This is a genomic window from Methylobacterium sp. Leaf111 (assembly GCF_001423285.1).
GTDB lineage: Bacteria > Pseudomonadota > Alphaproteobacteria > Rhizobiales > Beijerinckiaceae > Methylobacterium.
This window is the reverse complement of record NZ_LMNE01000001.1, coordinates 239770-259427: the sequence shown is the minus strand read 5'-3', so window position 1 is coordinate 259427 and position 19658 is coordinate 239770. Positions and strand designations below refer to the sequence as shown.

Below are 19658 nucleotides of genomic sequence, written 5' to 3'. Positions count from 1 at the left end.
CCCAGTTCGTTCGGATTCGGTCCCGGGGTTTCGGCGGGAGTGGCCCATGGTTCGTCGGCGGACATGATCCGGCAATCGGACGCGGATCGGGCCTGGGTCGTCGAGGAGGCCTGCCGCAACGCCCGACCCTCGCCGCTGGAGATCGGCCTCGGCGGCTGGATCCTGCGGGCCTCGGGCGGTCCGACCCGTCGGACGAACTCCCTCAATCCCCTGCGCGGCTGGCGCGACGATCCCGCCCGCATCGTCGCGGAGGCCGAGAGCCTCTACCGGAACCTCGGTCGCCCACTGATCGTCCGGGTTCCGGATCTCGTCCCCGAGATGGATGTCCTGCTCGACGGTCTCGGCTATCGGTCCGAGGGCGAGGCCTGCACGCTCTTCGCCGAGCTTCCGCCGGACGACCGCGACGGGGCGGAGGGCGTCGCCCTCGACAATGCCCCGGACGCGGCGTGGCTGGCGGCGCGGGCCGCCTGCGAGGGCGTGGTGTCCGAGGTCGCCCTGCGGACCTACCACGACTCGATCGCGTGTCTGATCCTGCCCCGGATGTTCGCGCGGCGGATCGAGGCGAACCGGACGGTGGCCGTCGCCTACGGCGTCCTGCATCGCGGGATCCTCGTGTTCGAATCCGTCGCGACGCACCCGTCCCATCGCCGGGCGGGCCATGCGCGCAGCCTGATCGTGGCCCTGATGGCCTGGGCCCGGCGGGAGGGGGCGACCGGGGCCTGCCTGCAGGTGGTCGCCGAGAATGCGCCGGCGCGCGCCCTCTATGCCGGGCTCGGGTTCTCGCGCAGCCTCTACGGCTATCGCTACCGCCGCCGGGACTAGGGCTGCCTCCGCGATAACTCCGGGGTTCGAAGGATTGCCGCGCCGGCCGACGCGGTTCCGAAGCATCGGTCCGGTTGGCGCGCGGGGCCATCTGGTGTATGGCCCCGCGGACATGTCGGCGGCGCCAGGACTCACCGGCCCGTAACGCATTCGTGCCCGGGTCTCTCCTCGGAACCGGCGCGCGGATGATGAAGCTTCCGGAAACCCGATGCAGACCGTTCTGATCTCGATCCATCTCATCGTCGTCCTCGGCCTCATCGCCGTGGTCCTTCTCCAGCGCTCCGAGGGCGGTCTCGGCCTCGGCGGCGGCGGGAGCGGCGGCGTGGCGGGTTTCATGACGGGGCGCGGACAGGCCAACGCCTTGACCCGCGCGACGGCCATCCTCGCCGCCCTGTTCTTCACCACCAGCATGGCGCTCGCGATCCTGTCGCACCGGAGTGCGGCCCCGCGTTCGATCCTGGAAGGAACCGGGACCAGCCAGCCCGCGACCCAGCCGAATGCCGGCAACCTGCTCGACACCCTGCGGGGTCAGAGCGGCACCCAGCCCGGGACTCCGGCGAGTGGGACTTCGGCGCCCGGCACCCCGGCGCAGGTGCCCGAGACCGCGCCGGCCCAGCCGGCCGTGCCGCAGGCCCCGCAGTCGCGCTGACCGGCCGGTCGATGGCCCGACGGAGGGGGCCTTCGACCGAGTCGTGACCGCGGCGAGGTCGCCGGGCCCGGTCGGGTCGAGGTGAACCGCGGGGTTATCCAGATACCCGGCGTCCAAGTGCTCGGACAAGTGCTCGGACGCCGCTCCTCGTTGCAACGCCGATCGAACGACGTCCTCGCCGCGCATGCGCAGGTATCGCGGGGGATAGGCGTTTTTGTTGTTTGGCGAATCGTTCTCCCTTGTTTATGGACCGAGGCCCATGACGCGGTACGTATTCATCACCGGCGGCGTGGTTTCCTCGCTGGGCAAGGGTCTCGCATCGGCGGCGCTCGCGGCCCTGCTGCAGGCCCGGGGCTACAAGGTCCGCCTGCGCAAGCTCGACCCTTACTTGAACGTCGATCCGGGCACGATGAGCCCGACGCAGCACGGCGAGGTGTTCGTCACCGACGACGGCGCCGAGACCGACCTCGACCTCGGGCATTACGAGCGCTTCACCGGCCTCGCCGCGACCCGGGCCGACAACATCACCACCGGGCGGATCTACCTCGACATCATCACCAAGGAGCGGCGCGGCGATTACCTCGGCGCGACGATCCAGGTGATCCCGCACGTGACCAACGCGATCAAGGACTTCGTCCTCGAGGGGAACGAGGCCTTCGACTTCGTGCTGGTCGAGATCGGCGGCACGGTCGGCGACATCGAGGGCTTGCCGTTCTTCGAGGCGATCCGGCAGCTCGGGCAGGAACTGCCCCGCGGCGCCACCGCCTTCGTGCACCTGACCCTGCTGCCCTACATCCCCTCCGCCGGGGAGCTGAAGACCAAGCCGACCCAGCACTCGGTGAAGGAGCTGCGCTCCATCGGCATCCAGCCCGACATGCTGCTCTGCCGCTGCGACCGGCCGATCCCGACGGACGAGCGGCGCAAGCTCGGCCTGTTCTGCAACGTCCGCGAGACCGCCGTGATCGAGGCCCGCGACGTCGCCTCGATCTACGACGTGCCGCTCTCCTACCGCGAAGCCGGTCTCGACCGGGAGGTGCTGGCGCATTTCGGCCTGCCCTCGCAGGACGAGCCGGACCTGTCGCGTTGGCGCACGATCTCGGAGCGGGTGAAGAACCCCGAGGGCGAGGTCTCCATCGCCATCGTGGGCAAGTACACGGGCCTCAAGGACGCCTACAAGTCGCTCACCGAGGCGCTGACCCACGGCGGCATCGCGCATCGGGTCAAGGTCAACCTCGAGTGGATCGAAGCCGAGGTGTTCGAGCGCGAGGATCCCGCACCGTTCCTCGAGGGCATCCACGGCATCCTCGTCCCGGGCGGCTTCGGCCAGCGCGGCGCGGAGGGCAAGATCCGTGCGGCGCGTTACGCCCGCGAGCGCAAGATCCCGTATTTCGGCATCTGCTTCGGCATGCAGATGGCGGTCATCGAAGCGGCCCGGGCGCTCGCCGGCGTCGCGGAGGCCAACTCGACCGAGTTCGGCGAGACCCGCGAGCCTGTGGTCGGGCTCCTGACCGAATGGCTGAAGGGCAATGAGCTCGAGCGCCGCGCCGCGGCCGGCGACCTCGGCGGCACCATGCGCCTCGGCGCCTATCAGGCGAGCCTGCGGCCGGATTCGAAGATCGCCGAGATCTACGGCACCACCGACATTTCCGAGCGCCACCGCCACCGCTACGAGGTCAACATGGCCTATCGCGAGTGCCTGGAGGCGAAGGGCCTGCGCTTCTCGGGCCTCTCGCCGGACGGACTCCTGCCGGAGACCGTCGAGCATGTCGGGCATCCCTGGTTCATCGGCGTGCAGTTCCATCCGGAACTGAAGTCCCGCCCGTTCGAGCCGCATCCGCTCTTCAAGAGCTTCATCGGCGCTGCCATCGTCCAGAGCCGTCTGGTCTAGCCAGGTATCGGAACGGCCGCGCACCGACCGTCTTCAGAGGCCTGCGGCCTGACGCGTCGTTCCCGGCTTGCGGGAGCGACGGTCGGGCCGACGGACGGCTGTTCCGGCCGGGCTCAGACCCATGCCTCCCGGGCATCGCCCGGGCGGGTACGGCGGCGCCCGGCTCCTGGGGAACGTCGCCCCCGTTGCTCCATTGACTGTTCACACGGGGTCGCTGCCCCACAGGGAGTCAAGGAATGCCGCCGATCTTCACCGCCGATTTCGAAACCCGCCGCGATGCCGAGATGAGCGTGGAACACCTCGTTCAGGAGCACGGCATCGACCGGAACGCGATCACGGTTGTGGTGGCGGGCGATCGCAACAGCGCCGGTACGGAACAGGCGGGGGGCGATCTGGAGGACGGCCGGAGCAAGGGCGAGACCGAAGGGGAGCCTGCGCTGACGGGGGCGATCCAGGTTCGGGTCGACGCCGAGGCCGCGCAGAAAGGCGTCATCGACGAGTCGTTCTCGACCTTCGGTGGGCGGACCGTTCAGCGCTGACGCGCGCGGCTCACGCCGCCAGCGCGATGACATCCGAGTCGGGCCGCGCCGTCTCGCGCGGTCCGAACAGGTGCTGATGCAGGGCGTTCGGGCAGTGGACGCGTCCCGAGGCGTCGGTGATCCGCACCTCGGTCATCCCCGCGATCATCAGCGACCAGCCCTGCTCCACGGCGCCCAGGACGGAGCTGTGGCGGAAACTGAAGCACCGCTCCAGGACGCGCGCGCTGACGGTGAAGCTCACGGGATGAGATCCTTGGCTGGTCGCTCGGCACCCGGCTTCGGGCATCCGGCGAGATTGGGAGATGGGAGCCGTGCGGCGCCGGTGGGTGCGCCGACGGGTTGCGTGTGCACCGCAATAATGGCTTCCGGTTGACAAACGCTGAGCGAAAACGTGCGGCGCGCGAATTCGATCAACCCTGCGCGGGATCGTGACCGGCGATGGCACGGACCGCGTTCACGACGTCGTCGGGATGCTGGTGGTGCAGCATGTGACCGGTCCCCGCCAGGAGGGTGAACGCGGCCCCCGGGATGAGCCGCGAGGCCCAAGAGCCGTGTCGCGGCGTGCTGACGACGAGATCCGAATCGCCGCCGAGAATCCGGACGGGTACCCGGCAGGCCGGATACGCCAGCGCGTTTCGGGTCAGGCCGACCATCAGGCCGGCCGCGTCTTCGCCTTCGGCCACCAGCTGGTCTGCGGTGCCGGCCAGCCCGAACGGATTGGCGGCGGCGTAGCCCGGCGGCATCGTGGCCGGCAAAAACATCGCGTTCCACAGGAGCGGCAGCAGCGCAGGGTCCATCGTGCGCCCGAGGAGGTCGGACGCGAAACGCCCACCCGGCACCGCCCGAGGGCCGAACAGCAGGTGTTCCAGGCGCGGCTCGGGAAAGCAGATCGGCGCCAGGGCGACGACACCGGCGATCTCGTCGGGAAACCGAAGGCCGTACGCCAGCGCCAGCGCGCCACCGAAGGAATGCCCGACGATGATCGGCCGCTCCAGGCCGAGCGCCCGAACGCCCTCCCGGATCAGGGCGGCCTGCCGCCAGAGATCGGCGTCGGCCGCGCCCCGGCGCCGGCTGAAACCATGGCCCGGACGGTCGACGGCGATGACCCGGAACCGCTCGGCGAGGTGAGGCACCAGGCCGAGCCACATGTCTTCCAGGGACATCAGCGTCCCGTGGATGAGCACGACGGGCGATCCGGTCCCGGCTTCGGCGTAGGCGAGCGTACGCCCCTCGTGCAGGTCGATGGTCGATCGTGGCACGAGGCGCTCGGACACCGCGGGTGAGATCCTCCCGACCGGGCTGGCGATGGGTGCGATCTCCATCAGGCCTAACGCCGGTTCCGCCCGGCGGGGGATGCGGACGCGGTGAGCCCCCGTCCGCTCGAGGCGCCCGTCATCACCCGGTGCCGATCGTTCGGCGCATGTCCGTGTGGCATGGTGGTCCTTCCCCCGACGGTTCCGGCAGATTGCCCGCCGCGTCCTCGAACGGTGACGCGCGGGAGGGCCGCCGGTTCTGTTCTGAGACCGCACCTGCGCGGTTTTCACGCGCGGATTCGCGCGCCGGAAGAGGCGCGGCGCGCGGCCATGCGGCTGGCTTTGGCGCAGCGTCGGACTACCTTGCAGCCTGTGACCGAGATCCTGTTCTATCACCTCCAGAACCAGCCCCTCGAAAAGGTGCTCCCGAACCTGCTGGAGCGCTCTCTGGAGCGCCAGTGGCGTGCGGCCATCCAGGCGGCCAGCGAGGAGCGGCTCCAGGCCCTGGACGACCAGCTCTGGACCTACAGCGACGACAGCTTCCTGCCGCATGGGACCGATCGCGACGTCGACGCGGCCAGCCAGCCCGTCGTGCTGACCCTGAAGGATGCGAACCCGAACGCCGCGTCGATCCGCTTCCTGGTGGAGGGCGCCGACCTGCCGCCCGATGCCGCCGACTATGCACGCATCTGCGTGCTGTTCGACGGCACCGACCAGGAGTCCCTCCTGCGCGCCCGTGCGCAGTGGAAGGAGGCGAAGGCCGCCGGACACACGATCGCCTATTGGCAGCAGGACGACGACGGCCGTTGGCAGAAGAAGGCCTGACGTCGCTGCCGCATTCCGACCATCGCCGAGAGGATTCGCCATGAGACGTCTCGCCTTCGGCCTCGCGGCCCTGCTGATCGCGACCCCACCGCTGCAGGCGCAGCCCGCCCCGCAGGCGGAGCGTCCGGCCGAGGCGCGAAAAGCGTCCGAGCCGCGCGCCACCCAGGGCGGCAAGCTCCCGGCGGACGCCGTCACCGAGCACAGCGTCACCCTGCCGGATGGGCGCACGCTCGCCTTCACCGCCCGCGCCGGCAGCCTGCCGCTGGTGGACGAGGCCGGCAAGCTCCAGGCGGAGATCGCGTTCATCGCCTACACGCTGGCCGGCCAGGGCGCTGGGAAGACGCGCGATCCGGCGCGCCCCGTGACCTTCGCGGTGAATGGCGGGCCGGGCGCCGCCTCCGCCTACCTTAACATCGGTGCGATCGGACCCTGGCGCCTGCCGGTGGAGGGCGCCAGCATCAGCCCGTCGGCGCCGATCGGACTCGTGCCGAACGACGGAACCTGGCTCGACTTCACCGACCTCGTGTTCCTCGACCCCGTCGGCACCGGCTACAGCCGCGCGGCCGACGGAGATGCCAAGCGCTACTGGAGCATCGACGCCGATGCGTCCGTGCTGGCCTCGGCCATCGCCCGCTGGCTCCGCACCAACGACCGCATGGCGGCGCCGAAATTCTACGTCGGCGAGAGCTATGGCGGCTTCCGCGGGCCGTTGATCGCCGCGAAGCTCCAGGAGGAGATCGGCATCGGCCTGTCGGGCATGGTTCTGCTCTCGCCGGTGCTCGATTTCGCCTGGCTGCAGGCACCGCGCACGACCCCCTGGGGCCACGTGATCAAGCTGCCGTCCTTCGCCGCCGCCGCCATCGAGCGGGCGGGCGGCATCCCGACGCGCGAGACCATGGCCGACGCAGAGGCCTACGCCACCGGACCCTACCTCGCCGATCTCCTGAAGGGGCCGTCCGACAGCGCCGCCGTGGCACGACTCGGCGACCGGGTCGGCGCCCTGACCGGGCTCGACCCGAGCTTCGTGCGGCGCCAGGCCGGGCGTCTCTCCGGCCAGAGCGTCCAGCGCGAGATCGGCCGCGACACCGGCCGGGTCGCCAGCGCCTACGATACGGGCGTGACCGGATGGGACCCGGACCCGAATGCCGCCCATTCGGGCTTCGAGGACCCCCTGCTCACCGCGCTCCAGGCGCCGCTGACGAGCGCGATGATCGCGCTCTACACCGACACCCTGAGCTACCGGGTGCCGGATCTGCGCTACGAACTCCTCAACGGGGCGGTGAACCGGGGCTGGACCTGGGGCGGCGGTCGCTCGGCGCCCGAATCCCTCGGCGCCCTGCGCGGCGTGCTGTCCCTCGACGGCAACATGCGGGTGCTGGTCGCCCACGGGTATACCGACCTGGTCACGCCGTATTTCGCGTCGAAGCTCCTGATCGACCAGATGCCGGCCTATGGCGGCGGGCGTCTCGATCTCGCCGTGTACCCGGGCGGGCACATGTTCTATTCCCGACCGGATTCGCGCGCCGCGTTCCATCGGGACGCGGCGGCTCTCTACGCGGCCGCGCTCAGCGCGCGGGGCCCCGCGCAGCGCTGAGGACCCCGTCGTGCCCGCTTCCACCCACCCGCGCCTGCTGATCCTGGCCGTGCTCGCGGCCTGCGGCCTGTCCGCCTGCACCAGCACCGAGACCCGGCGTACGGAGACTCCGGCACCCGAGCCGCTCCCCGTCGCCGTGACGAAGCCCGCACCGGCCCTGACCTTCCAGGGACCCGTCCTGACGGGGGACGGCACCTGCACGGCGCCCGCGCCGGCGGGCGCCGCCGCGATCGAGATCGGCATCGGCGAGTGCGACCTCGTCCGCTTGAAGGGCAAGCCCCCCACCGACGTTCTGGTGGGGGAGGGGCGCGCCGGCCGCGAGGTGCAGGTGCTCTACAACGAGCCCGGCGCGAAGGAGCTGTACTTCTTCGTCAACAACCGGCTCGACCGCATCGTCAAGTGAGCGACCGGCTCAGCGCTCCGTGAGCTTCATCTCGATGCGCCGGTTGCGGGCATAGGCCTCCTCGGTGGTCCCGGCCTCGAGGGGCTGGAACTCGCCGAAGGCGGCGGCCAGGAGGTGCTGGGGCGGGATGCCCTTCGCGACCATGGCCTGCACGACCGCGATGGCGCGGGCCGCCGACAGGGCCCAGTTCGAGGGAAACTGCGCGCTGGCGATCGGCCGCGCATCGGTGTGGCCGTCGATGCGCAGCACCCAGGGAATGTCGGCCGGGATCTGCTTGGCGAGGTCGAGGATCGCGCCGGCGATGCGGTCGAGTTCGGGGCCGGCCTCCGCCTTGAGGCTGGCGGAGCCCGCCGGGAACAGCACCTCGGATTGCAGGACGAAGCGGTCGCCGACGATGCGGATGTCCGGGCGGTTGCCGAGGATCTGGCGCAGGCGGCCGAAGAAGTCCGAGCGATAGCGCGCGAGTTCCTGCACCTTCTGGGCCAGGGCCACGTTGAGGCGGCTGCCGAGGTCGGCGATGCGGGCCTGGCTCTCGCGGTCGCGGTTCTCGGAGGCCGCGAGCGCATCCTCGAGGGCGGCGAGCTGGCGCCGCATCGCCGCGATCTGTTCGTTCAGGAGGTCGATCTGCGCGGCGGCGCGGGCGGTGTTGGCGCGCTCGGCCGCCAGTTGCTTGTCGACCTCGCCCTGCCGCCCGGCCGAGCCCTGCGACGCTTCGGCCTGCGCCCTGAGGCGATCGCGGTCGGCCTGTGCCCCGAGGAGGGTGTTGCGCAGGGACGAGGCCTGCTCCTCCTGCGTCTTCCGGGTCGAGCGCTCCAGGGCCAGCAGGTCCGTCAGGTCGGCGATCTGGCGATTGAGCCGGGTCAGCACCGAGTCCCGGCCGCTGATCTCCTGGGAGAGGAAGAACTGGCCGACCACGAAGATCGTGAGCAGGAACACGACCGCCAGCAGCAGCGTCGCCAGGGCGTCGACGTAGCCCGGCCAGACGTTGAGGCTCCGGTCGCGGCGACCGCGCGTGGAGGCCATGTCAGCTCCGCTCGCGGCCCAGGCGCTCCAGCACCTGCTTCAGCTCGCGCTCGCGGGTCGCCTGGGCCTCGACCCAGTCGCGGATCATCTGCTGCTCGGCCCGCATGTGCTGCACGAGCCCCTGGATGCCTTCCGCGAGATTCGTCATGGCCTGGGTGGCGACGCGCCCGTTGGCGCCCTCCGCCACCACGGCGGTCAGGCGGTCCACCGCCTCCTTCAGTTCGCGGGCGCTGGTGGGATCCTGAGTCGGGAGTGGCGCGGGTTGCACCTTCGTCGGCGCCGCGACCTCGACACGACCCTGCGGTATTTCGCCGGAGAGGAGCCAGTCCTCCAATTCGTTGTGGAAGCGCGCATGCGCCTGCCCGGCCTGCAGGTCGAGGAAGCCGATGATCAGCGAGCTCGCGAGGCCGAACAGGGAAGCCGAGAAGGCGAGGCCGATGCCGGAGAGCGGAACCGCGAGGCCGTTCTTCAGCTCGTCGAACATCGCCGCGGCCTCGCCGCCGCCCCGCATGGTCTTGATCACCGACCCGACCGCGCTCAGCGTGTCGATCAGGCCCCAGAACGTTCCGAGAAGGCCGAGCAAGATCAGGAGGCCCGAGACGTAGCGCAGAATTTCCCGGCCCTCGTCGAGCCGCGCAGCCGCCGTGTCGAGGAAGGCGCGGCTGGTCGACAGGGTGATCCCGTCGGGCCGGGCGGCGATGGCGGGGGCCAGGGGCGCCATCAGGGGCGGCGGCCGGCTCGGGCTCTCCCCCGCCGCCACGGCATTGACGTAGGTCACCTCCCGATAGAGCCGCACCACCTGCCCGAAGGCCAGCAGGACGGCGATGAGCAGGACCCCGAGAATAAGCCCGTTCAGGCCCGGATTGGCGAGGAAGGCCGGGGTGATCTGCCGGAACAGGACGAAGGCGAGAAAGCCGACCAGGATCAGGAAGACCAGCATCCGGACGAGATAGATGCCCGGCTTGGCGATCGTCGCGGGTGCGGGGGGGGTCGCCATCGGCTCGGGCACACTCTCAACGCGGAACTGTCGGCCCGCGGGGAGCGGGCGGGGCGAACGCGCCGGCACATTGCAGGGTGGTTCGGCGCCGATCAAGTCGCGCGTGATCTGGTTCCGTGGATAGGCGCTCCGTTGCGCCGGCTAATCCCACGCCCGGGGCCAGGTCTCCTCCAGATGGGGTCCGAGGCGCACCGCGGCCACGCTCTTGGCGAGGCCCGTCGCATCGTCGGTCTCCACCGCGATGCCGCAAAGCGTCCCCTCGCCCTGGGCCGCCTCCAGGCGGGTACCGGGCGTCTTCTGCAGGAACCGGCGCAGAGGCTCGTCCTTCTGCATGCCGAGGATCGAATCGTAGTCGCCGCACATGCCGGCATCCGAGAGATAGGCGGTGCCGCCGGGCAGGATCCTGTGATCCGAGGTCGGGGTGTGGGTGTGGGTGCCCACGACCAGGCTGGCCCGGCCGTCGAGGAAATGACCGAAGGCCTGTTTCTCGCTCGTGGCCTCGGCATGCACGTCGACGATGACCGCATCCGCCACGGCGCCCAAGGGACAGACGGAGAGCTCCCGCTCGGCCGAGGCGAAGGGATCGTCCAGGGCATCCATGTAGAGCCGGCCCATGACGTTCAGGATGAGCACGCGGGCGCCCTTGCGGGTCTCGACCACGGTGGCCCCGCGGCCCGGCGTGCCCGGTGGATAGTTGGCCGGACGGACCAAACGGGTCTGCCGCTGGATGAAGACGAGGGCCTCGCGCTGATCGAAGGAATGGTTGCCGAGCGTCACCGCGTCGGCCCCCGCCTGGAGGAGCTCGTCGCAGATCGCTTCCGTCAGGCCGAATCCGCCGGCGGCGTTCTCGCCGTTGATAACCACGCAGTCGAGGCGCCAGCGCTCACGAAGGGACGGCAGGCGGTCCGAGATGACGGTCCGGCCGGGGCGGCCCACCACGTCGCCGAGGAAGAGAATGCGCATCGCGGGACGTCAGGTCCGTATCAGCGGGACCGGCCCCGCTTCGGTGACGAGATGATCGAGGGGCTGGTCGTGCGGCTCGGAAGGAACCGTGTCCACGGCCTGGACCGAGAAGGCGATCCCGATGGTGAGCACGGGACCGTTTCGCGAAAGGCGCTCAATGGCTTGGTCGTAGTAGCCGCGTCCATAGCCGATGCGATGACCACGCCGGTCATAGGCCGCCAGCGGCACGAGGAGCGCGGTGGGATCGAGGGGCGGCAGATCGTCGTGCGGTTCGCTGAGCCCGAAGCGACCGGCGACGAGAGCCTCACCCTCGCGCCATTCCCGGAACACCAATCCGTTGGGCGTGACCTTCGGCAGGGCGATGCGCTGGCCACGCGCGAACAGGAGGCGGGCGAGGGGGCGTGGATCGACCTCACTGCGGATGGGCCAGAAGGCCCCGACGAACTCGACCTTGGCGAGCGCCTCGATGGTCATGACCGTCTCGGCAATCTGTAGCGAACCGATGCGGCGATCCTCCTTTCGGAGAGCGTCGCGGCGGGCCAGAGCCTCGTTGCGCAGGGCCGCCTTGCGGGCGGGAACGGATGTTTCGGAGGGAGAAAGATCTGAGTGCGGAGCCACGTGAGCCGTTGGAGTGTCGATCCCGGGAAACCTACAATGTAGGTGGGCGCCGTGTTGGCCAAGTCCAGGGACAAGGCCAGGGACAGCTCCCTGGGGAGTCGATAAGGCCCCGGGGAAAAGTTCTCCTGACGGACCCGGCAGCCCCGCCTTCCCCATGTAGCGTCGGCCTGCGGCCCGCGCCAGGGGGGCGCTGGTTCGACTCGCAGAATTCATGGGCGAGATCGGCGCTGAGACGAGCCGCCGCCCAACATTCCGGCGCTCGAGATCGTTAGCCGGCCGAAATGACGTGCGCTAGGCGCTCGACCCGCTCGGCACAGCGGACGAGCTCCTCGGCAAGCCGCTCTTCCTCGGCCGCCCGGACCGCTTCGGCCGATTCCACTGTCTCCCTGAGAGCGGCGGCTTCCTGCTCCAGCGCGGCGAGACGTCCCTGTACCTCCTGCAATTCATCTGCCTGCATCAAGGCTGCCATCACGTGGAGGCGCATGTCGCCGATCTCGCCGAAGGTCCGGCGCATTTCGCTGATCCGTCCATCGAGCCCTTCCGCGAGGGCGGTCAGGTGCGCCTCCTCGCCGTCGGCACACGCCATCCGGTAATTCTTGCTGTCGATGGTGACGTTGATCTGGGGCATCGGGCGTCGGGTCACTGGAGCGTTGCGATTTCAAACTTAGCGGAGGGCGCGGGCCGGTGTCAGCATGCCCTCGACGGCGTCGATCGCTCGTCCGAGGCGATGGTCGACATCGGCCGAAGTCGCCTCGACCTCCGCGAGGCGCGCGCTGGCCGCATCGAGTTCGGCGGCGAGCCTCGCCCGGTCCTCGCCCATGATCGCGAGCTCGGTTTCCAGGTCGCTGGGGTAACGCTCGGCCTCGAAACGTTGCGCGACCGCGCCCTCCAGCCGTGAGAGCACGGCTTCAAGACGCTGCAGCGCCAGATCGATGGTCTGGCTCACGGAGGAATGCCCTTCTCTTCTACCTGCTGCTATCGGACGAAGTCGTTCGCGCCATGCCCGGACACCTCTACGGTATCCACCGGGAAACGGTTTTCCACCCCCTGCGCCGCGCCATGTAACCTTTGCCTCGATTTGTCACCATGTTAGAGACCGGCCGCTCGCAGACCGGCTATACGGCAGCACGCGACGCACTCAGGCGAGAGGGCAGGGACCTGTCAGCCACCCTGGGTTCGTCTTGCCGCGCGCTACCTCGGTCTTCGGCTGCGATCGCGCGCCCGAGCCTGCGCGGCAGTTCATCTGTCGTTCAATCGGGACTCGCACAGAGCGGGCGACGGATCGAGGCCTGCCGTTCGGGCGAGCCGCGACGATCAAATGGCTGGAGGGTGCTGCGTGGCCGGCGCCCGATTATGGGAAGGACTCACGCCGTGTCGGTGAAGGTTGCCATCAATGGGTTCGGACGCATCGGCCGCAACGTTCTGCGCGCCATCCATGAGGCCGGCCGCCAGGACATCGAGGTGGTGGCGATCAACGATCTCGGCCCCGTCGAGACCAATGCCCACCTGCTTCGCTTCGATTCGATTCACGGCCGGTTCACCGCCAAGGTCGAGGTCGACGGCGACTTCATCGTCGTTGACGGCAAACGCATCAAGGTCACGGCCGTGCGTAACCCGGCCGAGCTGCCACACCGCGAGCTCGGCGTCGATATCGCCCTCGAGTGCACGGGCATCTTCACCTCGAAGGACAAGGCAAAGGCGCACCTCGATGCCGGAGCCAAGCGCGTTATCGTCTCGGCGCCCGCCGACGGCGCCGACCTGACCGTGGTCTACGGCGTCAACCACGACAAGCTGACCGCCGACCATCTCGTCATCTCGAATGCGTCCTGCACCACCAACTGTCTCGTCCCGGTGGCCAAGGTGCTCAATGATCTCGTCGGGATCGAGCGCGGCTTCATGACGACGATCCACTCGTATACGAACGACCAGCCGTCGCTGGATCAGATGCACAAGGACCTCTATCGGGCCCGTGCCGCGGCGCTCTCGATGATCCCGACCTCGACCGGCGCCGCGAAGGCTGTCGGCCTCGTGCTGCCGGAACTCAAGGGCAAGCTCGACGGCACCTCGATCCGCGTGCCGACCCCGAACGTCTCGGCCGTCGACCTCGTGTTTACCGCAAAGCGCCAGACCACGGTCGAAGAGATCAACACCGCGATCCGAGCCGCTGCGGACGGCCCGCTGAAGGGCGTGCTGGCCTACACCGACCAGCCAAACGTCTCGATCGACTTCAATCACGATCCTCACTCGTCGACTTTCCACCTCGATCAGACCAAGGTCATGGACGGCACCTTCGTGCGCATCCTGTCCTGGTACGACAACGAATGGGGCTTCTCGAACCGGATGGCCGACACGGCCGTGGCCATGGGCAAGCTTCTCTGAGCCGCATCGCCGTATCCTGACGGATCGAACGTTCCCGAGGACGAAGCGAGACCAGCATGGTGTGCTTGACATGACAGAGACCTCCCCCTCCGAACGCGGCTTCATTCCAGGCACCTCAGCGCTCCCGCCCCCGGCGTCCGCGCCGGCGGCAACCCCGGCCGCTCCGACCACCGCACCCTCCGTGGTGGTCGGGAAGGCGGAGCCCCTGCCGTCGTTCGGCAGTACTCCGGGGAGCGATCAGCTCGCCCGGATCGAGGACAAGTGCTCACGGATCGAGGACAAGTACGCCCGCTCCGAGGCGTTGCTGTCGCGCGTGGAGGAGAAGGTCGAGGGCGCCGCCGGCCGCATGAACGAGGCGGCCCGCCAAAGTGATCTCTCCGCTCTGCGAAGCGAGGTCCGTGCCATCGCGGACCGCACACGCGGCCTGCCCGGCTCCGGCGCACTCGTGCTCACCGCCATCATCACCGCCGTTCTCACGGTCGCGCTAACCCTCGCGGCTCAGCGCTTCCACCTGGATGCAATGCTGCCCCCGCGCTGATCGCCCCGTCCCGCCCGTCTAATGTCAAGGCCCCGATGACCGCTTTTCGCACCCTCGACGATGCCGGCCCGCTCCAGGGCAAGCGCGTGCTCCTGCGCGTGGACCTGAACGTGCCGATGGAGGGTGGGCGTGTCACCGACGCCACCCGCATCGAGCGGATCGTGCCGACCATCAACGAGATCGCCGGCAAGGGCGGCCGCGTCGTGCTGCTGGCCCATTTCGGACGCCCGAAGGGCAAGCCCGTCGCCACAGAATCGCTGAAGCCCGTAGTCGAAACCTTGAGCCGAAAGCTCGGCCGTCCCGTCGCCTTCGCGGAGGATTGCGTGGGCTCGGCGGCGGCGGACGCTGTCGCGCGCCTGCAGGACGGGGACGTCGCCCTCCTCGAAAACACCCGCTTCCATGCCGGAGAGGAACAGAACGACCGGGCCTTCGCCGAGCAGCTCGCTACCAATGGCGACCTCTACGTCAACGAGGCCTTCTCGGCCGCGCATCGCGCACACGCCTCCACTGAGGGCTTGGCCCACCTGCTGCCGGCCTATGCGGGTCGCCTGATGCAGGCGGAGCTCGACGCTCTGACCAAGGGGCTCGAAGCCCCGACCCGCCCGGTCATCGCCCTCGTCGGCGGTGCCAAGGTCTCCTCCAAGATCGACCTTCTCCAGAACCTCGTGGCGAAAGTCGACATGCTCGTTATCGGCGGCGGTATGGCCAACACCTTCTTGCACGCGCAGGGTAAGGCAGTCGGCAAGTCGCTTTGCGAGAAGGATCTCGCCGACACCGCCCTGCGCATCGTCGAGGCGGCCAAGGCGGCCAAGTGCCGGATCATCCTGCCGGTCGACGCGGTCTCGGCCTCCGAGTTCAAGGCCAACGCTGCGCACGAGACGGTCCCAGTCGACGCCGTGCCGGAGACCGGCATGATCCTCGATGCCGGTCCCGCCTCAGTGGCTGAGATCAACGCGGCCATCGACGAGGCTGCCACCCTGGTCTGGAACGGCCCGCTGGGGGCCTTCGAGCTGACCCCGTTCGATGCCGCCACCGTAGCGACCGCCCGGCACGCGGCCGAGCGGACCCAGGCCGGCAAACTCGTCTCGGTGGCCGGCGGCGGCGACACGGTCGCGGCGCTCAACCATGCGGGCGTGGGCGAGACTTTCTCCTACGTGTCTACCGCGGGCGGCGCCTTCCTCGAGTGGCTCGAGGGCAAGGAACTGCCCGGTGTCGAGGCCCTGCGGGCCAAGGGCTGATCGCATCCGCGACGCGGTCTTTTGCGGGATGACAGTCTCCGTCACGCAACGCGGCGTCCCCGGAATGCTGTCCTGCGAGAGTTGCAACGGATCCGCAAAGGTCCGAAATGACGAACGAATTCGGAAGGCTCGCGTTTTCTGGCGCGACGATTGGCGGATCGCCTCGGCGGCGATCGTATCTGAGGAGAAACCCATGGCCCGCATCACCCTGAGGCAACTCCTGGACCATGCCGCCGAGCATGAATACGGCGTGCCGGCGTTTAATCTCAACAACATGGAGCAGGGCCTCGCCATCATGGCGGCGGCGGATGCGACCGACTCCCCGGTAATCCTGCAGGCGAGCAAGGGCGCGCGCGCCTATGCCAACGACATCGTGTTGGCCAAGCTTATCGACGGCCTCGTGGAGATCTATCCCCATATTCCCGTCTGCATGCACCTCGACCACGGCAGTGACGAGGCCACCTGCGCCACGGCGATCCAGTACGGCTTCACCTCGGTCATGATGGACGGGTCGCTGAAGGCCGACGGCAAGACCCCGGCCGACTACAACTACAATGTCGAGATCACCCGCAACGTCACCAAGATGGCCCACTGGGCCGGCGTCTCGGTCGAGGGCGAGCTCGGCGTGCTCGGCTCCCTGGAAAGCGGCCAGGGCGAGGCCGAGGACGGCCACGGCGCCGAGGGCGTGCTCAGCCACGACCAACTCCTCACCGATCCCGACGAGGCCGTGAAGTTCGTGGAGGCCACCAAAGTCGACGCGCTCGCGGTCGCCATGGGCACCTCGCACGGCGCCTACAAGTTTACCCGCAAGCCCGACGGCGACGTCCTGGCGATGAACGTCATCGAGGAGATCCACCGCCGCCTGCCCACGACCCACCTCGTGATGCATGGATCCTCATCGGTGCCGCAGGACCTTCAGGACATCATCAACCAGTATGGCGGCGAGATGAAGCCAACCTGGGGCGTGCCGGTCGAGGAGATCCAGCGCGGCATCAAGCATGGCGTTCGCAAGATCAACATCGACACGGACAACCGCATGGCGATGACGGGCCAGATTCGGAAGATTCTGGCCGAGAACAAGGCCGAGTTCGATCCGCGTAAGTACTTGAAGCCTGCCATGGAGGCGATGACCAAGCTGTGCAGGCAGCGCTTCGAGGAGTTCGGTACCGCCGGCCAGGGTTCCAAGATTCGCCCGGTTTCCGTGGCCACCATGGCCAAGCGTTATGCCAACGGCTCCCTCGATCCGAAGATCGGCGCATTGAGCTGAGGCGCCGGAAGGACCCTGTATGTCGGAACCCCGCACCCGCCTCGCCCTGCTCAGCCCCCACCGGGTCGAGGCCGGTGATGCCGACGCGCTCGGCGCGGCGATCACGGCCGCCTGTGCGGCCGGCGACGTCGCGGCCGTCATCCTGAGACTGGCCCCGGTCGACGAGCGCAGCCTGGTCAATCTGGTCAAGCGCCTGGCCCCGGCCGCGCACGAGGCCGGCGCGGCCGTGGTCGTCGCCTGCGCGCATTTCGACGGCGACCTCGTCAGCGTCTCCGCCCGCGGCGGTGCCGATGGTGTTCACCTCGACAAGGCTCGGGATGGCGACCTGCGCGACCTGCGCGAGCGCTTGGCCGACGGACGAATCCTGGGGGCCGGCGGTCACGAGCAGAAGCACGCCGCGATGGAGGCCGGCGAGGCCGGCGTCGACTACGTCATGTTCGGTGGCCTCTACCCGGATGGGATGTCTCCCGATTCCGAGACAGTCCTGGAGCGCGCCGGTTGGTGGACCGAGATCTTTGAGACGCCCTGCATCGCCGTTGCAGACGCTGTCGACCAGATCGGTCCACTCCTGGCGATCGGCGTAGAGTTCCTCGGCCTGGAGAGTGGCCTCTGGATCGGCGAGCACGCCGACGTAGCCGGAATCCAAGCACGGGTTGCCGCCGCCGGGGAGACGGCCGCGTGAGGGTGGCGTTCAGCCTGTTGGCTCTGATGCTCGGCCTGTCCGAGGTCCGGGCCGCGTCGTCTCTGTCGCCGGAAGCGGCCAAGCCTGCGACACGCGAGGTCTTTTCCGCCCCGCTGAAGGAATTGCCGACTCCCTATTCGCCCAATGCCATGCGGGCGGTCCCCTTCACGGCGAAGCCCAGCGACAAGGCAGCCGATACAGCCTTTGGCGCCTACCAGCGCGGGCAATACACCACCGCGTTTCGTGAGGCGACGAAGCGGATCGCGGCTGACCCGAAGGATGCGGCGGCGATGACGCTGCTGGGTGAGCTTTACAATCAGGGCCTCGGCATCAAGCAGGATCCGGTCAAGGCGGCGGAGTGGTACCGACTCGCGGCGGCCCAGGGCGACGTGCACGCAATGGCGTCGCTGGGCCTGATGTCGATCGACGGGCGGGGCGGCGCCAAGGACATGAAGGCCGGCCGACAATGGCTCGAGAAGGCCGCCGGGAACGGTGACACGACGGCAGCCTACAATCTCGCCTTGATTCTCCTCGGGACGGGCTCCGAGCCGGATCAGGCCCGGGCCGCCACCCTGTTCCGCAGGGCGGCGGACGGGGAGATCGGCGCGGCCCAGCACGATCTCGGCGTCCTCTACCTGCAGGGGCGCGGTGTGCAGAAGGATCCAACCCAGGCCGCCGAATGGTTTCGGCGTGCGGCGGATAACGGTGATCTGGCCGGCGAGGTCGAATTCGCCATCCTTCTCTTCAACGGGACGGGCCTCCCGAAGGACGAGACCCGTGCGGCGCGCTACTTCCAGCATGCCGCTGCCCGCGGCAATGCCATCGCGCAGAACCGGATCGCGCGGCTGTTCGTGGTCGGGCGCGGCGTTCAGAAGAATCTGGTCGAGGCGGCAGCCTGGAATCTCGCGGCATCCGCACAGGGTTTGTCCGACGGCTGGCTCGATGAGAACCTGAAGGGCCTGGAGCCAGCCGAGCGACAGCGCGCCGAAGCGCTGGCCGCGGATCGCGCGAAGGTCAATTAGCTGCGTCCCGTGGGGCAGACCCGCTTTCGATAGGGGTGAGCCGGCGCGCAAACGTGCTATGGCCGCGCCGAATGTTAAGTGAATCGACGTTCTTTGAATCGGCCTGGACCTGAAGATCGATGATCAGCTCACCTCTCATGACCGTCATGGTCGACGCCGTGCGCAAGGCGGCCCGCGGTCTCAAGCGCGACTACGGCGAGATCGAAAATTTACAGGTCTCTCGCAAAGGCCCCGGAAACTTCGTCTCAGCCGCCGACCGCAAGGCCGAGGAAGTCTTGAAGGATGCCCTGATGAAGGCACGTCCGGGCTACGGGCTCATCTTGGAAGAATCCGGCAACGTTGAGGGCGCAGACAAAAGCCACACTTGGCACGTCGACCCCCTCGACGGGACTACGAACTTTCTTCATGGCATCCCGCACTTCGCGATTTCCGTCGGGCTGGAGCGTGAGGGGCAGATCGTGGCCGGCGTGATCTACGATCCGGCCAAGGATGAGCTGTTCGTGGCCGAGCGCGGCAAGGGTGCCTATCTCAACAACCGTCGCCTGCGCGTCTCCGGGCGCACCGACATGGCCGATGCCCTGGTCGCCTACGGATCACCCTATCTCGGCCGCGGCGATCATCCGAAGCTCCTGCGGGAAGTCGCCGCCGTGATGGCCGTGACCGGGGGCGCCCGCCGCTTTGGCTCCGCCGCCCTGGATCTCGCCTACGTCGCCTGCGGCCGCTCGGACCTGTACTGGGAGCGCGATCTGCAAACCTGGGATATCGCCGCGGGGATCATTCTGGTGCGCGAGGCCGGTGGCTTCGTCACCAGCGCCGATGGGGGTGCCGAGCCCCTGGCAGCCCGCTCGGTCGCCTGCGGCAATGAGATTCTGCACGGTGAGCTCGTGAAGCTCCTGCGCCGCGCCAACGCCTAGGGGCGCCCTCGCGCGCTTCCTCGCCTCCACTCTCCTCGACAAGG

General features: G+C 68.9%; 22 protein-coding genes and 1 other RNA gene. 14 read left to right on the top strand and 9 right to left on the bottom strand.

The genetic code is table 11. The annotated features are described in order from the left end of the window. The first annotated feature begins 63 nt into the window (after positions 1–63). From ASF41_RS01050 to ASF41_RS01035, 4 genes are all read left to right on the top strand, one after another. A complete protein-coding gene (locus ASF41_RS01050; protein WP_056490130.1) occupies positions 64–822 on the top strand; it encodes a GNAT family N-acetyltransferase in 759 nt (252 codons plus the stop codon). A gap of 208 nt (positions 823–1030) precedes the next feature. Continuing rightward, the gene (secG, locus tag ASF41_RS01045) at positions 1031–1471 is read left to right on the top strand and encodes a preprotein translocase subunit SecG (protein ID WP_056269897.1); all 441 of its coding nucleotides are present in this window, start codon (positions 1031–1033) and stop codon (positions 1469–1471) included. 259 nt (positions 1472–1730) lie between these two features. Next, positions 1731–3359, top strand: coding sequence for a CTP synthase (locus ASF41_RS01040; protein ID WP_056216838.1), 1629 nt, complete (start codon positions 1731–1733; stop codon positions 3357–3359). A 236-nt stretch (positions 3360–3595) separates the two neighbouring features. Then, on the top strand, positions 3596–3898 hold the full coding sequence (locus tag ASF41_RS01035) for a hypothetical protein (protein ID WP_056490127.1): 303 nt from the start codon (positions 3596–3598) through the stop codon (positions 3896–3898). Positions 3899–3908: 10 nt separating this feature from the next. On the opposite strand, the gene ASF41_RS01030 is transcribed toward ASF41_RS01035, so the two are convergent. Together ASF41_RS01030 and ASF41_RS01025 are read right to left on the bottom strand one after the other, a co-directional pair. After that, entirely contained in the window at positions 3909–4139 is a 231-nt protein-coding gene (locus ASF41_RS01030; RefSeq protein ID WP_056216844.1) for a hypothetical protein, read from the bottom strand. Positions 4140–4308: 169 nt separating this feature from the next. Next, positions 4309–5172: an alpha/beta fold hydrolase gene (locus tag ASF41_RS01025; protein ID WP_244479512.1), complete on the bottom strand. Its 864-nt coding sequence runs from the start codon at positions 5170–5172 to the stop codon at positions 4309–4311. A 351-nt stretch (positions 5173–5523) separates the two neighbouring features. Between ASF41_RS01025 and ASF41_RS01020 the strand changes: the two genes are divergently transcribed. Genes ASF41_RS01020 through ASF41_RS01010 form a run of 3 tightly spaced genes read left to right on the top strand, consistent with a single transcriptional unit; the run spans position 5524 to position 7973 of the window. Next, on the top strand, positions 5524–5976 hold the full coding sequence (locus tag ASF41_RS01020; protein ID WP_056269888.1) for a DNA polymerase III subunit chi: 453 nt from the start codon (positions 5524–5526) through the stop codon (positions 5974–5976). 40 nt (positions 5977–6016) lie between these two features. Beyond that, positions 6017–7570 carry a S10 family peptidase gene (locus ASF41_RS01015; RefSeq protein WP_056490122.1) on the top strand — a complete coding sequence of 518 codons (1554 nt, stop codon included), beginning with the start codon at positions 6017–6019 and terminating at the stop codon, positions 7568–7570. A gap of 10 nt (positions 7571–7580) precedes the next feature. Next, the gene (locus tag ASF41_RS01010; RefSeq protein ID WP_200941238.1) at positions 7581–7973 is read left to right on the top strand and encodes a hypothetical protein; all 393 of its coding nucleotides are present in this window, start codon (positions 7581–7583) and stop codon (positions 7971–7973) included. A gap of 9 nt (positions 7974–7982) precedes the next feature. Here ASF41_RS01010 and ASF41_RS01005 read toward each other — a convergent pair whose 3' ends face one another. The 7 genes from ASF41_RS01005 to ASF41_RS00980 form a co-directional block, all read right to left on the bottom strand. Then, complete coding sequence (locus ASF41_RS01005; protein WP_056216859.1) at positions 7983–8996, bottom strand: peptidoglycan -binding protein; 1014 nt, start codon at positions 8994–8996, stop codon at positions 7983–7985. 1 nt (position 8997) lies between these two features. After that, positions 8998–9993, bottom strand: a complete 996-nt coding sequence (locus ASF41_RS01000) for a MotA/TolQ/ExbB proton channel family protein (RefSeq protein ID WP_056490120.1) — start codon at positions 9991–9993, stop codon at positions 8998–9000. A gap of 141 nt (positions 9994–10134) precedes the next feature. Beyond that, positions 10135–10956, bottom strand: coding sequence for a TIGR00282 family metallophosphoesterase (locus ASF41_RS00995; RefSeq protein ID WP_056216868.1), 822 nt, complete (start codon positions 10954–10956; stop codon positions 10135–10137). Positions 10957–10965: 9 nt separating this feature from the next. Continuing rightward, positions 10966–11574 carry a 5-formyltetrahydrofolate cyclo-ligase gene (locus ASF41_RS00990; protein ID WP_056490118.1) on the bottom strand — a complete coding sequence of 203 codons (609 nt, stop codon included), beginning with the start codon at positions 11572–11574 and terminating at the stop codon, positions 10966–10968. Next, positions 11564–11721: non-coding RNA, 6S RNA (gene ssrS, locus ASF41_RS23435), on the bottom strand. Before ssrS ends, ASF41_RS00990 begins: the two co-directional genes overlap by 11 nt. A 121-nt stretch (positions 11722–11842) precedes the next feature. After that, positions 11843–12202, bottom strand: a complete 360-nt coding sequence (locus tag ASF41_RS00985; protein WP_056216876.1) for a cell division protein ZapA — start codon at positions 12200–12202, stop codon at positions 11843–11845. A 36-nt stretch (positions 12203–12238) separates the two neighbouring features. Beyond that, entirely contained in the window at positions 12239–12520 is a 282-nt protein-coding gene (locus tag ASF41_RS00980) for a DUF4164 domain-containing protein (protein WP_082503889.1), read from the bottom strand. A 425-nt stretch (positions 12521–12945) separates the two neighbouring features. Between ASF41_RS00980 and gap the strand changes: the two genes are divergently transcribed. The 7 genes from gap to ASF41_RS00945 all read left to right on the top strand — a co-directional run bounded on the left by gap (position 12946) and on the right by ASF41_RS00945 (position 19614). Further along, the gene (gene gap, locus ASF41_RS00975) at positions 12946–13953 is read left to right on the top strand and encodes a type I glyceraldehyde-3-phosphate dehydrogenase (RefSeq protein ID WP_056382520.1); all 1008 of its coding nucleotides are present in this window, start codon (positions 12946–12948) and stop codon (positions 13951–13953) included. A gap of 70 nt (positions 13954–14023) precedes the next feature. After that, a complete protein-coding gene (locus tag ASF41_RS00970; RefSeq protein ID WP_056350500.1) occupies positions 14024–14491 on the top strand; it encodes a hypothetical protein in 468 nt (155 codons plus the stop codon). A gap of 35 nt (positions 14492–14526) precedes the next feature. Then, positions 14527–15729 (top strand): phosphoglycerate kinase, encoded by a 1203-nt coding sequence (locus tag ASF41_RS00965; protein ID WP_056382516.1) that lies wholly within the window; start codon positions 14527–14529, stop codon positions 15727–15729. A gap of 193 nt (positions 15730–15922) precedes the next feature. After that, positions 15923–16996, top strand: a complete 1074-nt coding sequence (gene fba / locus ASF41_RS00960; protein WP_056216895.1) for a class II fructose-bisphosphate aldolase — start codon at positions 15923–15925, stop codon at positions 16994–16996. 19 nt (positions 16997–17015) lie between these two features. After that, on the top strand, positions 17016–17678 hold the full coding sequence (locus tag ASF41_RS00955; protein ID WP_056490114.1) for a thiamine phosphate synthase: 663 nt from the start codon (positions 17016–17018) through the stop codon (positions 17676–17678). Between the two features lie 26 nt (positions 17679–17704). Next, entirely contained in the window at positions 17705–18700 is a 996-nt protein-coding gene (locus ASF41_RS00950; RefSeq protein WP_056491181.1) for a tetratricopeptide repeat protein, read from the top strand. Positions 18701–18819: 119 nt separating this feature from the next. Then, complete coding sequence (locus ASF41_RS00945; RefSeq protein ID WP_055955245.1) at positions 18820–19614, top strand: inositol monophosphatase family protein; 795 nt, start codon at positions 18820–18822, stop codon at positions 19612–19614. Positions 19615–19658 lie beyond the last annotated feature (44 nt).

Coding starts and splice junctions, on each gene's coding strand:
- fba (WP_056216895.1), top strand. CDS start 15,923: ATGGCCCGCATCACCCTGAGGCAACTCCTGGACCATGCCGCCGAGCAT.
- secG (WP_056269897.1), top strand. CDS start 1,031: ATGCAGACCGTTCTGATCTCGATCCATCTCATCGTCGTCCTCGGCCTC.
- ASF41_RS00955 (WP_056490114.1), top strand. CDS start 17,016: ATGTCGGAACCCCGCACCCGCCTCGCCCTGCTCAGCCCCCACCGGGTC.
- ASF41_RS01005 (WP_056216859.1), bottom strand. CDS start 8,996: ATGGCCTCCACGCGCGGTCGCCGCGACCGGAGCCTCAACGTCTGGCCG.
- ASF41_RS01035 (WP_056490127.1), top strand. CDS start 3,596: ATGCCGCCGATCTTCACCGCCGATTTCGAAACCCGCCGCGATGCCGAG.
- ASF41_RS01040 (WP_056216838.1), top strand. CDS start 1,731: ATGACGCGGTACGTATTCATCACCGGCGGCGTGGTTTCCTCGCTGGGC.
- ASF41_RS00985 (WP_056216876.1), bottom strand. CDS start 12,202: ATGCCCCAGATCAACGTCACCATCGACAGCAAGAATTACCGGATGGCG.
- ASF41_RS00950 (WP_056491181.1), top strand. CDS start 17,705: ATGCTCGGCCTGTCCGAGGTCCGGGCCGCGTCGTCTCTGTCGCCGGAA.
- ASF41_RS01050 (WP_056490130.1), top strand. CDS start 64: ATGATCCGGCAATCGGACGCGGATCGGGCCTGGGTCGTCGAGGAGGCC.
- ASF41_RS00965 (WP_056382516.1), top strand. CDS start 14,527: ATGACCGCTTTTCGCACCCTCGACGATGCCGGCCCGCTCCAGGGCAAG.
- ASF41_RS00945 (WP_055955245.1), top strand. CDS start 18,820: ATGATCAGCTCACCTCTCATGACCGTCATGGTCGACGCCGTGCGCAAG.
- ASF41_RS01000 (WP_056490120.1), bottom strand. CDS start 9,993: ATGGCGACCCCCCCCGCACCCGCGACGATCGCCAAGCCGGGCATCTAT.
- ASF41_RS00970 (WP_056350500.1), top strand. CDS start 14,024: ATGACAGAGACCTCCCCCTCCGAACGCGGCTTCATTCCAGGCACCTCA.
- ASF41_RS00995 (WP_056216868.1), bottom strand. CDS start 10,956: ATGCGCATTCTCTTCCTCGGCGACGTGGTGGGCCGCCCCGGCCGGACC.
- ASF41_RS01015 (WP_056490122.1), top strand. CDS start 6,017: ATGAGACGTCTCGCCTTCGGCCTCGCGGCCCTGCTGATCGCGACCCCA.